Annotated in this window: 9 protein-coding genes; 3 read left to right on the forward strand and 6 right to left on the reverse strand. The window is 59.5% G+C overall.

From position 1 onward, the window contains the following. The first annotated feature begins 14 nt into the window (after positions 1-14). On the forward strand, positions 15-2,963 hold the full coding sequence (locus LG300_RS11455; protein WP_404375442.1) for a hypothetical protein: 2,949 nt from the start codon (positions 15-17) through the stop codon (positions 2,961-2,963). Here the strand turns inward: LG300_RS11455 and LG300_RS11460 are convergent. Next, on the reverse strand, positions 2,960-3,676 hold the full coding sequence (locus tag LG300_RS11460; RefSeq protein ID WP_404375443.1) for a trimeric intracellular cation channel family protein: 717 nt from the start codon (positions 3,674-3,676) through the stop codon (positions 2,960-2,962). The two genes, LG300_RS11455 and LG300_RS11460, sit on opposite strands and share 4 nt — an antisense overlap. 212 nt (positions 3,677-3,888) lie before the next feature. Here LG300_RS11460 and LG300_RS11465 point away from each other — a divergent pair, with 212 nt between their 5' ends. Then, positions 3,889-4,383, forward strand: coding sequence for a nodulation efficiency, NfeD-like protein (locus LG300_RS11465; protein WP_404375444.1), 495 nt, complete (start codon positions 3,889-3,891; stop codon positions 4,381-4,383). 1 nt (position 4,384) lies between these two features. Next, entirely contained in the window at positions 4,385-5,437 is a 1,053-nt protein-coding gene (locus LG300_RS11470; protein WP_404375445.1) for an SPFH domain-containing protein, read from the forward strand. 37 nt (positions 5,438-5,474) lie between these two features. Here LG300_RS11470 and LG300_RS11475 read toward each other — a convergent pair whose 3' ends face one another. From LG300_RS11475 to LG300_RS11495, 5 genes are all read right to left on the reverse strand, one after another. Further along, entirely contained in the window at positions 5,475-6,800 is a 1,326-nt protein-coding gene (locus LG300_RS11475; protein ID WP_404375446.1) for a DUF2252 domain-containing protein, read from the reverse strand. Positions 6,801-6,947: 147 nt separating this feature from the next. After that, positions 6,948-8,306 carry an N-succinylarginine dihydrolase gene (gene astB, locus LG300_RS11480; protein ID WP_404375447.1) on the reverse strand — a complete coding sequence of 453 codons (1,359 nt, stop codon included), beginning with the start codon at positions 8,304-8,306 and terminating at the stop codon, positions 6,948-6,950. Continuing rightward, the gene (gene astD / locus LG300_RS11485; RefSeq protein ID WP_404378031.1) at positions 8,303-9,775 is read right to left on the reverse strand and encodes a succinylglutamate-semialdehyde dehydrogenase; all 1,473 of its coding nucleotides are present in this window, start codon (positions 9,773-9,775) and stop codon (positions 8,303-8,305) included. Before astD ends, astB begins: the two co-directional genes overlap by 4 nt. An 83-nt stretch (positions 9,776-9,858) precedes the next feature. Beyond that, complete coding sequence (gene astA, locus LG300_RS11490; protein ID WP_404375448.1) at positions 9,859-10,890, reverse strand: arginine N-succinyltransferase; 1,032 nt, start codon at positions 10,888-10,890, stop codon at positions 9,859-9,861. Then, positions 10,890-11,954, reverse strand: coding sequence for an arginine N-succinyltransferase (locus LG300_RS11495; protein ID WP_404375450.1), 1,065 nt, complete (start codon positions 11,952-11,954; stop codon positions 10,890-10,892). Before LG300_RS11495 ends, astA begins: the two co-directional genes overlap by 1 nt. Positions 11,955-11,976: the final 22 nt, after the last annotated feature.

An 11,976-nucleotide genomic window follows, 5' to 3' on the forward strand; every position in this document is an offset into this window, starting at 1 on the left:
GCTAGGAAACCCGTATGATAAAGGTCAACCCTACCGCCAGCCCCCGTCGGCGCGCTATGGTGAATATACTGCTCAGCGCTTTGGTTCTCGCATCTGTTTGGTTACTGGGCAGTTACTGGCTATTGAACAGCCAGTGGTTGCCCAAGCAACTCTCCAATATTGAAGGCGTGGAAGTGCGCTGGTCGAATGCCAAGAGCTTCCATCCTGGGCGCTGGGAGGTAGAGGACCTTTACCTTGCACGTGAGGACGGCGCACTACCGATCACCGTAGAAGCCAGGCAAGCCACGCTCTCCCTGTCGCTGCTCGCCCTGCTGCGCGGCGAGCTGCATATTAAAACGCTGAATGCCGACGGTATTCGCCGCTTCACCGTAGGAGATATTGCGCTTGAGGCGGAGGGTCAACTACAGGTCGCGGATACACAATTCAGCCAAGACACCCTTGCCGTACCTAGCCTCACGCTGGATATTACCCAGGGCAGCCTGATGCGCCTGAGTGACCAAACCACCCTAGTGCAGGATATTCAGCTACGCAGCACGGCGTCGCTTGACTCGCTCGCTACCCAGCAAAGCGGCGATGCGTTAACCGAGGCGCTGCTCAACGCCCTCACCGCACAGCTTACGATCACTGCCTACGCCGATGCCTGGGATGTGTTTATGCCCTACCTAGAGGCACTGCCTTGGCTAAGCCTGGCGGGCAGCGGTGTGTTGGAAGGTGAACTAGCGCTTGCCGCGGGCCAACTGCAGCCGGGCAGCGAACTCACGCTGAATGCCCCAGAACTCGTGCTGTCTCTGGACGAGCAGCGCTTGAGTGGCACCGAGAACACGCGCCGCTGGCTGGTGGCAGATGAATCTCCGCCGCTTCATTCCGCCACGGGACAAGGGCGTGTCAAGCTTGCCGTTGAAGAGCAGCAGCTGCGCTTCACTACCCAGTTGGAAGACGTCACGCTGGCTGACTCGCACCCCTACGCCACGAACACGCAACTCGCGCTCGCCACCCATATCCCCAACCAGCGGCTGGACCGGCTCGACCTGCCCACCGGCGCCTCATTTGAGCTATCGGGGCAGGTGACGCGTCTGGATATGCTTGACCGCTACTTAGCGCCTACCTTCGACGGCCAGGGGATTCGGCTTTCCGGCCAGGGGCAGATTACGGCTAGCGCAACGCTGCGGGATGCACGCCCTTATCAGGCGTCGCTAGCGGTTCAAGCCCCCACGCTAGGCGCTGAGCTGCTTGAATTCACCGCCCGAGGCAGCGGCACGCTAAACGCGACACTCTCCCCCGATGAGCAGATAGAGGCGACGCTAGCGCTAACCGAAGCCACTCTACACCATCAGGAGCGAACCCTGTTGGCCAATGCAGCGCTGACGCTGGTGGCACAAAGCCCCCTCCATCCAGCGCAGGCCCAGCAAGACGCCGCGGCTACGCTGAACTGGGAAGATGCGACGCTGCCAAATATCCAAGCACTGCAGCCTTATCTTGCCTCGCTGCTGCCCAGCCCTTCCCCGCTGACGTTAAATAGCGGTACCGCCACCAGCCACGGGCAGCTACGCGTTACCACCGAGCAGCTTAACGGAGAGCTTCACCTGGCTGGCAACGCACTGACCACCGGCTGGCAATACAGCGAGCAGAGCGGCACCTTAGTAAGCAACGCCCAGCTCACACTGGCTATCCGCCAAGCGGCGCTGGATGGCACGGCACTGGATATCAGCGGCTCGCGGTTAAGCTGGCAGGTGGCCGACCCACAGAGTCCCAGCGAGACGCTAGAGAGTACGCTAGTGCTACGCGACGGCCGCTTTCAGCGCCAAAACGCCACTCCCAGCGGGCGGTTCATGCTGGAAGGCAGCGTGCAACGGCTAGGTTTTCTCAATACGTTTTTACCGGATGCCCACGGCGTAGCGCTTTCCGGCAACGGCCAGCTCTTTTTGCAGGGCGCCTTTATCGATGACACGCTGCAAGCCCCTACGCGGCTGCGAGTCAATGCCAACCAGCTTGAAGTGACATTTCTCGACTACTTAGCCAGCGGGCGCGGCGAACTCACCGCCCAGTTAGATAGCCCCGAGCAGGCACAGCTTTCGCTGGGCATTCCGCAGTTTGCATTAAGGCGTAAGGATGACGACCGGCCACACTTGGAAGGCCGCCACTTTGCCCTCACCACTCAAACCGACCGCTTTCGTGACGTGCTGGACACCCCTGCTCCAGAATACTTCACCACCCGCGTTGCCCTCCCTATTACCGAGGTGCCCGATATTACCCGCTACAACCGCTATCTGCCGGAAGACGCGGGCATTCAACTGCTCTCCGGCAGTGCCAGCCTCACCAGTGAGTGGCTGTTAGAAGGGCTGCGTGCCCAAGGCGATATCACGCTACGCGCTTTCGAGACAGAAATGGCGCTACTGGAGCAGCGCCTGCGCGGAGACATGACACTGCACTTACAGCTCACCGAAGGAAATATCGAAACACGCCGCTTCACCGCCAACGACTCCTACCTGCGCCTGGAAAATGTTTTTCGCCAGAGCGACAACGGCACTCAGGATGCAGGCTGGTGGGTTCAGCTCACCATGGAACAAGCGCAGCTAGACTGGGGCGACCCAATACAGCTCACCAGCCAACTGCGTTTAGGAATGCGCGATACCGGCCTGCTGGCACGGCTATTTCTCGCCCGTGCCAGGGAGAGCGACTGGCTAGGCAGGCTGCTTAACGTGCATGATATCAACGGCAGCGCTGAGCTCACGGTGAGCGGCGAGCAAATCCACTTGCATGACCTCATACTCACAGGCGGGCCGCTGCGGCTACTTTCCGATGTGACCTTAGCGGACGGCCAAGCCAATGGCGCGCTCTATGCTCGGCTTGGTGCCGTGGGCCTCGGCGTAGAGCTAAACGACAGCGAGCCGACCCTGCGGGTAGTGCAAGCCAAGCGCTGGTTTGAACGCTGGCGAGAAGCCCAGCGCCTCCCTAGGCCTTAACGGCGCGTGCGCTCCCGACGAATCATCCGCACACGCTCTTTGGCCTTTTGCGGTGTAGAAAGAGGTGCGGCGGCTTCGTCATGGTTTTTAGGCGGCACCGTTACCCAGGCAAATACCGGCAGCGCCAAGTGCCAATGAATAGCGGCTAAGCGCAGGCCTAGCGTTACACTCAAGGCGGCGGCAATCGCTAACGTGAGCGGCGCATTCAGTGCTTGGAACGCCACATAGACGATTCCGCCCGCCATGGCGGCGGTGGCATAAATTTCTTCGCGCAGCACCATCGGTACCCGTTGGGCCAGCACATCACGAATCATGCCGCCCGCCACCCCGGTCATCATGCCCATCAGCACTGCCACCACGCCGGAGGTACCCAGCAGCAGCGCTTTATGCGTCCCGATCACGGTAAACAGCGCTAGCCCAAAGGCATCCGCCACCGGCAAAAAGCCTCGAGATAGCCGGTGGATATAGTGAAACCCCACCAGCGACACGCCCACCGTGGCCAAAATCACCCACAGGTAGGTCGGGTCAGTCACCCAAAACACCGGCCGCACGCCCAGCACTAAATCGCGCAACGTCCCGCCCCCAATACCGGTCACCGCCGCCAGCACCAGCATGCCGAACGGATCCATCCGCGAGCGGCAGGCCAAAATTACCCCCGACAGGGCAAACACAATCACTCCCGCCATATCCAACCAATAAATCACGCCCGACACGCGGCTCTCCTTAATTCGCTTTTCACCAAAACCCTTTCCATCAACACCTTTCTACCAACGACATGGATGATAAATAGCGCACCAGACGCGCAGGATAACACTCAACCCACTCCGGCAAACTATCTACTTAAAACAACTAAACTTTGTTTATGTCGTCACCAAAGCGGTGATACGTTACCCCTCAACATCTATTGTTAATACGAGGAACACCTATGGACTGGAACCCCGCTTACAGTTGGCTGGTACTCGCCCTTTTATTGAGCCTGGCTGAGCTGACCTCTGGTGCAATGGTGCTGCTTGCACTAGGTATTGCCGCCGCACTCACCGCCGCTGTAACGGCATTGGGGCTATCGCTGCCCTGGCAGTTGCTCAGCATGGGGATTTTCAGCGGTGTGTTGGTGCCATTGGGCGTGATGGTTATTCGGCCACGCTTCTCTCCCAAAGGCGTTGCTTATGGGACCACCGGCACAGGAGTCGAAAAAGGCAACCGCTATACCACACTGATTCGTGAGTTCGACAATGCCACGGGCATCAAAGTGAACGGCGATTTTTACCGCTTACGAGTGCTTGAGAGCGGTCAAACAGAGCTGCCACCAGGCACTCAGGTCGTGTTTAAACACTTTGATGGCACGACCGCACTGGTGAGTTTGCCATCAGCTGACACAGACGATATTAAACGCGCCACACCCAACACCAAGGAGACTTAACATGGATTTACCAATTAGCCCTGGCCTATTGATTAGCCTGATCATTGTCGTGATTGGCATTTTGATCATTACGAAAGGCTTGGTGATTGTTCGCCAATCAGAAGTGATGGTGATTGAACGCCTCGGCTCTTTTCATCGCGTGCTAGAAAGCGGTATTAACATCATCATTCCATTTATTGAACAGCCCCGTGCCATCACCATGCTGCGGTATCGCAAAATGGGCGAAGAGTACACCGCCATTACCACCGATGAGACTCGCATTGACCGCCGCGAAACGGTGATGGATTTCCCTGGCCAACCTGTGGTCACCACGGACAACGTCACGGTACGCATTAATGGCGCGCTGTATTACCAGATCATTGACCCCAAGCGGGCGGTCTATGAAGTCGAAAACATGAGCCAAGCCGTGGAGGTTTTGGCGAAAACCACGCTACGCTCGGTGGTCGGCAAAATGGAGCTGGATAAACTGTTTGAGTCCCGCGCGGAGGTCAACAACGAGATTCAGGCGGCGATGGAGGAACCTGCGTCTAAATGGGGCGTTAAAATCTCTAGGGTAGAAGTGCAGGATATTGCTATGCCAGAAGAGGTCGAATCTGCCATGCGCCTGCAGATGGCGGCTGAGCGGAAACGGCGCGCTACTGTCACCGAAGCCGAAGGGGAAAAATCGGCCGCCATTGCGATGGCACAAGGCCAGCGCGAATCGGCCATCTTAAACGCCCAGGGTGATAAAGAGTCCGCCATTCTACGTGCCCAGGGTGAGCAAGAGTCCATCAAGCTGGTGCTTAGCGCCATCGGCGATAGCGAAGAGAACAAGCGCACGGTGGTGGGTTATCTGCTTGGCCAAAGTTACATCAAGGTGCTGCCCACCATGGCCAAAGACGGTGAGCGGGTATTCGTACCTTACGAGTCTTCGGCCCTGCTGGGTTCCATGGGTATGTTCCGTGAGATGGCAGGCTCCCCAGAAGACACCGTGGCGAATCATCTAAAAAGCCGCTCCGGTCAGGAAAGCGGCTTAAGAAGTGGCATTGTCGGTGGTGCCAGCAGCAGTAGCTAGTTAAGCGCTAAGCCACCGATACTGTATCGCCTGAGAGCTAAGCGGTGTCGGTGGCCAAAAAGTGTTCCATAAACACTTGATAGTCTTGAGCCACACAGTCGGCGTAGGCTTTAGCCAGGGTAGAGACCACCTCGATAAACTGCTCCTCGCGCCCATCTAAACGCCGACATACTGCGTCGGCAAACGGAACGGTTTTACCGCGATTCAGCGCCTGCGCACCGCGTAAGTGTTCACGCGCTAAAATTTCGCCCCATTGACGCGCCAGCTTGCGGTAGGCTTTACCGCCAGAGAGCTTGTGGGTGGGGTAGTCTTTTTTGAACGGAGAGCGTTCACGTACCGAAAACACTTTGCCGTTCATAGTCAACCAGCCAAGGTAGGCGTCCGGGTGCTCGGCAATAGCATGAAACGCCGCGGCATGGCGAATGCCCTCATTGGGGAACAGTTTACGCCATGCCTGCTGCTGCGCTTTATCCATCAGACGGTAGGCTTCTGGCGTGACCTGCTCCTTGATGTCTAGAATCACATCATCGTGTTCATGGTCCGCCCCGCCCTCAATCAGCACGTAATAACGCTCCACTCCTAGCGATCCGGTACCTGCATCTAAACGCCGGGCGGTGTCTTTGACAAAGAAGTGCTGAGGATCGCTCTCCTTAATGGGGTGCTGCAGCGTTTGCTGGTACTCCTGCTCGATGATGCGGCGTAGCTGGCTTGCCACATCAGCAGGTAGGTTCGCCAGCTTGCCAGGGCGCTCGGCGAACAGCCGTCCTTTCTCAGAGTCTAGTGTTGTCCACTTCTCCAGCATGCGCGCACGGCTCTGCTTGTCGGCCACCTTGCCCATAAACGACTTGAGCGGATCCTTGGCGCTATCCAGCGTAATCGCGTGGATTGGCACTTCTTCCTCACGGTGGGCAGCAAGGGTTTCCATATACCCTTCCAACAATTTTTTAAGCGATTTATCAATTGCCTTGGGGTTTAGCTCAACGTTTTCACGGGCATCCAACACCAGGCTAATTGCTAGCCGCCACACGTCATATTGGTAATCACCAATCAGCGCATCGTCGAAGTCGTCCATGCCATAGCGCACTTGGTCATCGTGATGCCCATAGGCGCCAAAGTTGTAGGCGTGAGCGTCGCCCTGCAGCCACGTTTGGGTATTAGGCCAACCGCCGAACAGCGCAAAGCGCCAGTCGTGCCATACGTCTTGCCAATAGAGGTGGTTGGAGCCGCGAAAGAAACGATAGGGAGAGGCCGCCATTTTGGCGTATTTCGCCTGCCGATGAGCCGCACTTAGCGGCGCATTCGCCTGTTGAATTGCCTCGATGACCTGCTGAGGGCGGTTATGTCCAGTCAATGCGTGGCTCATTACAGTGCCTTTGTATGTGCATTAAGTTGCTTTACGTTAAGCGTAGACGATGCACGTTAACAGATTAAGACACCCGCTTGTCCAAACGCATGAGACCCTAGGGAGCTGAAAGGCGAAAGAACCACACGTCCACTTCCTACCCCCTACCTACCCCAACTGAAACGGATACACCGGCCCGATTTGCAGGAGCTGAGTCAGCTCGTCCAGCGCAGTAAGCACTTCTGTCGCCAGCTGTGGGTCAGCAAGATCGTCACTGGTGAGGCGGTCGCGGTAGTGGCGGTTCACCCAGGCGGTGAGGTCGCTATAAAGTGCATCGTTGAGCAGTACCCGACCGGTAAGGGCGGCGCGCTCGGCTTCCGTTAGCACCACCCGCAAGCGCAGGCAAGCGGGGCCGCCGCCGTTACGCATGCTTTGCTTCACGTCTTTGACAATCACTTCGCCAATGGGGTTATTGCCCGCCAGGATGAAGTCCTGAATCGTGCGCCACACGGCTTCGCGCTCTTGGCACTCGCTGGGCACCACCAGGGTCATGGTGCCATCCGTGTTGGAGAGCAACTGGGAGTTGAACAGGTACGATGCCACCGCGTCTTCCATGCTCACCGCTTCCACCGGCACCCGAACGGGAATCAGCGGCGTGCTCATCTTGGCGCGCAGCTCGTCCAGCGTGCGCTCTTCATCGAGAAACGCCATTTCGTGATAGAGCAACACCGGGCCGTTACCCACGGCAATCACATCGTTGTGGAATACCCCGGCATCGATGGCCTCCGGATGCTGCTGGGCGAAGACGGTTTGCGCCTCGCTCAGCCCGTGCTGACGAGCCACCGCTTGGCTGGCTTCCAGGGTTTGGCGGGCGGGATAGCGCTTGGGTTGGCGCCCACTGCTACTCGCGTCGCCAAACGCTTGACGGCCGTAAACGAAAAGATGAACGCCTGGCTCACCGTATTCACCGCACAGGCGAGTGTGGTTGGCCGCCCCTTCATCGGAAAACGCGGGCGTAGCGGGCAGCACCGGATGATGAGCAAAACGCTGCTCATCGCGGAAAATCGCCTGTAGCACCCGGCCAGTGGTTTTCGGCTCCAGGTAACGGTGGAAGCTGGATTGCAGGTTGGCGGGGGTAAAGTGCACCCGACCATCCGGCGCATCGACGCTGGGGGTAATTGTGCCTGCGTTAGCCGTCCACATACTGGAGGCTGAACATACTGCCCGCAGCAGCTGCGGCGCTTGTTTTGCGGCTTGGGCGAGGATCTCGCTATTGCTGCCACTAAAGCCCAACTCTCGCAGCGCGCCCAAATCCGGGCGCTGCTGGGGAGGCAGCACGCCCTGGGCGTAGCCTGCGTCCATCAGCGACTTCATTTTGGCCAGCCCCTGCAGCGCCCCCTCTTTGGGGTTGGAGACCAAGCCACCGTGGCTCATGGAGGCTACGTTGCCGTGGGCAAGCCCCGAGTAGTTGTGGGTAAGCCCTACCAAGCCATCGAAGTTGACTTCGCGGATGCTATTCACGCTCATAGGTTGACTCCCGGTGGCAGGGTTTCGGGCATTTCCAGGCTATCGGCTTCCATGGAAGCGACCGGATAGGCGCAGTAATCCGCCGCGTAGTAGGCGCTGGGGCGGTGGTTGCCGCTGTCGCCTACGCCGCCGAAGGGCGCATCGCCAGAGGCACCGGTGGTCTGGCGGTTCCAGTTCACGATACCAGCGCGAATACGCAGCAGGAAGTCGTCCCAATCCGCCTGCTCACCGCCGATCAGCCCTGCAGAAAGGCCGTAGCGGGTGTCGTTAGCAAGGGTCAGCGCCTCATCCCAATCCGCGTAGCGATGGATTTTCAGCAGCGGGCCGAAGTGCTCCTCGTCGGGCACGTCCAGGCCCGTCACGTCGATCAGCGCGGGGCTAAGTAGGCTGGTGTTCTCTTTGAGGCGCTGCATACGGTTAATGACCGTGCCGCCCATGGCTTCCAGTTCATCCTGGGCGTTGAGCAGGCCATTGGCTGCGGCAACGCTCACCAAGCCGCCATAAAACGGCGCGGGTTCTTCATCGAACTGCCCGGCCACGTGCAGCTTGGCGATAGCATCCGAGAGTGCATCGATCAGCCGGTCGCCCACCTCGCCCTGGGGCACCATCAAGCGGCGGGCGCAGGTGCAGCGCTGGCCGCCGGAGAGAAACGCCGACTGTAGAATCGTCAGTACCGCCGCACGCTCGTCGTCGACGTCCTTCACCACCAGCGGGTTATTGCCGCCTAATTCCAGCGCGAGGATTTTATCCAGCTGCCCGGCAAACTGCTGCTGCAGCATTCCACCCACTTTGGCGCTGCCGGTAAACAGCAAGCCATCGATGCCGGGGTGGGCGGAGAGCGCCTGCCCGACCGGAACACCGCCCTGCACGAGGTTGATCACTCCGGCAGGCAGCCCGGCTTCTAACCAGCACTGCAGGGTGAAATCCGCAGTGAGCGGGGTTTGGTCGCTGGGCTTGAACACCACGGTGTTACCCGCTAGCAGGGCAGGCACCATGTGGCCGTTGGGCAGGTGGCCCGGGAAGTTATAGGGGCCAAACACCGCCATGACGCCGTGGGGGCGGTGGCGCAGTACCGCTTTGGCGCTGCCCACTTCTTTTTCGCGCTCCCCGGTGCGCTCGTGGTACGCCTTAATAGAGAGCGCGACCTTACCAATCATCGCGCCTGCTTCGGTGCGTGCTTCCCACAATGGCTTGCCGGTTTCCGAGGCGATGGCAATGGCCAAGTCTTCCCGGCGGGCGGTCAATACGTCCACAAAGCGCTCCACCAGCGCCTGCCGCTCAGCAAAGGGCGTGCGCGCCCAAGCGGGGAACGCCGCACGGGCCGCGTCTACCGCCGCACCCACCTGGCTGCTAGAGGCAGCTGCCCCTTGCCACAGCAACGTTCCCGCCACGGGGTCGTGCTTGGTAAAGGGGTCGGCTTCACCCGTTACCCAGGCGCCGTTGATCAGTTGCTGCTGTTGGGCGTGCATGTTTTGGGGGTGCATCATGCTCTCCTTCGCTGAGTTTTGTCGTCGTTGGCGTGGGTCGAGTGGGGGGGCGCTTAAGTCTAATATTAGGTTTCCAACAGGCGAATGGCGTCACCGGTGGAGACACCTAACCGCTCGGCTTCCTCGGGGGTGAGCACAATCGTGCTGCCATCTGCCGGGCCGCGGCCTATCCAGCTAGCGGTAAAGCTCAGCATCTGGGTAGACGCCGCCAGCCAGCGGCTAACGCTCTCTTGTGGCGCGTTAGAGGAGACTTCCACCTGATAAAGCTGCGAGTTGCGAATCGCCCGCACGTCGTCAATGTACGCCTCGACGGTGGGGCCACCATCGAAGATGTCGATGTAGCCTTCCCAGCGCAGCCCCTCTTTTTTGAGCATCTCCAGCGCTGGCCGAGTATGCCTATGCACCTGGCCGATACACGCCCGCGCCTCTTCCGACATGAAGGTGGTGTAGATCGGGAACTTGGGCATCAGCTCGCCGATAAAGCTCTTCTGGCCCAGGCCGGTCAAGCGGTCGGCTTCGTTGAAATCCATGGGGAAGAAGTGTTTCCCCAGGCTTTCCCAGAAGGGGCTGACGTTGTTGTCATCGAACACGCCGCGCATCTCGGCCAGCACTTTCTGCGGAAAGCGGTCGCGGAACTGGGCAATGAACAGCCAGCGCGCCTTGGAGAGCAGCGCTCCGTTACGCAGATGTTTGTTGGCCTCGCCGCGATACTCCGGGCGCAGAAATAGCGAACACACTTCGGCGTCGCCGGTGTGGTCGGAGCTTAAAAACAGCGTGTCGATGGTGCGATGTAGATCAAGCTGTACTGACGAGTGCGCCAGTGTGCCGAGCCGGTAGTTGTAGAACGGCACTTCGCGCCCTACCTGGCCTTCGATGGCGCAGCAGCCCGCCAGCTCGCCGTTGGTTTCATCTTCCAGCACGAAGAAGTAGAGACGGTCATCAATAGGGGTGCGCTCTTCAAACGCGCGGGCGGCGGACTCGATTTTACCGGCCAGAAACTCACGGTTATCCGGCAGCGAGGTAAAGCCTACGCCTGCCTGCTGTGCAAGCGCCTGGAGGCCATCCAGGTCATCCCGGGCAATGGGTCGAATGCGCATTACATCTCTCCTTCATCAAGCGCATCTACCGCGCTGGGCAGGGTTAACGGCGCGGCCAGCACCGCCCGCCCCTCTTCCACCCCTAAGCATTCGGCATGCTGCGGGGAGAGCATCAGCTGCCCCGTAGGCGAAAGCGCATAGCGCGCTACGATGCAGCGGAAATCGCCCAGCGTTTGATTAGCAATCATCGCCGGTTCGGCATCCGGCAGCGCATGCTCGGGGCGTATTCGTACCGGGTGCCAGGCGGCACGGCGGAACGTTTCTAAGCGTTCGCGCTCGGCTTTGACGATGGGGCCCGCGTCGAAAATATCCACATGCCGGGAGCGCACGAAGCCTTCAGCCAACATTTCCGCCAGCGCCTCTTCATGGGCCGGGTGCTCGCGGCCAATCGCAGCGCGGGCCTGGGGCGTGAGTAGCGGTAAGTAGAGCGGAAACTGCGGCATCACTTCAGCAATAAAGCTTTTCGAGCGCACGCCCGCCATGTGATTCATCTCTTGAAAGCTGCGGGCAAAGAAGTGGCGGCCCACGCTCTCCCAAAAGGGGGATTCGTTCTGGCTATCCAAATAGCCGGGAAAGGCCACCGCCAGAATCCGCGAGAAGCGTTCCGGGTACTGGGCGATGAACATCAGCCGCGCCCGGCGCAGCAGGCTCTCCGCGCTGGTGCCTTTGTAGCGCGGGTTGAGCGACAGCGCGCAAAGCAGCGTGGCATCCGAAGCTTCATGGGAAAGCGCCAGCGTTTGCACCTCGCGGCGCACGTTGAGCTGCTGGGACGCGTGAATCAGCGTCTCCTGGCGGTAGGTGTAGTAGGCCTCGGCGGCCCCCGCTTGGGCACGGATGGTGGCCGTGCCCAGCACGTCGTTGCGGCTATCATCCGCCAACACGAACATATAGTGCTCGTTACCGGGGAACTCGATATCGCTGGCAAATGCTTCCTGGGAGCGCACAATGCGCTCCTCAAGGCGTTCACGATTGGCAGGCAGGTTGGTAAGCCGTGGCACCGCGTGCTCTGCCAGTTGCTCCAAGGCGGGAAGGTCAGCCAGCGTGACCGGTCGGATTACCAACATATTGATCGCCCCCTCTTGTGTG

It is taken from the genome of Vreelandella aquamarina (assembly GCF_044805175.1).
GTDB classification, from domain to species: domain Bacteria; phylum Pseudomonadota; class Gammaproteobacteria; order Pseudomonadales; family Halomonadaceae; genus Vreelandella; species Vreelandella aquamarina_B.

Excerpts from the sequence above, each read along its gene's own strand:
- LG300_RS11455 (WP_404375442.1), top strand. The coding sequence starts at position 15 with ATGATAAAGGTCAACCCTACCGCCAGCCCCCGTCGGCGCGCTATGGTG.
- LG300_RS11495 (WP_404375450.1), bottom strand. The coding sequence starts at position 11,954 with ATGTTGGTAATCCGACCGGTCACGCTGGCTGACCTTCCCGCCTTGGAG.
- LG300_RS11465 (WP_404375444.1), top strand. The coding sequence starts at position 3,889 with ATGGACTGGAACCCCGCTTACAGTTGGCTGGTACTCGCCCTTTTATTG.
- astB (WP_404375447.1), bottom strand. The coding sequence starts at position 8,306 with ATGAGCGTGAATAGCATCCGCGAAGTCAACTTCGATGGCTTGGTAGGG.
- astA (WP_404375448.1), bottom strand. The coding sequence starts at position 10,890 with ATGCGCATTCGACCCATTGCCCGGGATGACCTGGATGGCCTCCAGGCG.
- astD (WP_404378031.1), bottom strand. The coding sequence starts at position 9,775 with ATGCACGCCCAACAGCAGCAACTGATCAACGGCGCCTGGGTAACGGGT.
- LG300_RS11470 (WP_404375445.1), top strand. The coding sequence starts at position 4,385 with ATGGATTTACCAATTAGCCCTGGCCTATTGATTAGCCTGATCATTGTC.
- LG300_RS11475 (WP_404375446.1), bottom strand. The coding sequence starts at position 6,800 with ATGAGCCACGCATTGACTGGACATAACCGCCCTCAGCAGGTCATCGAG.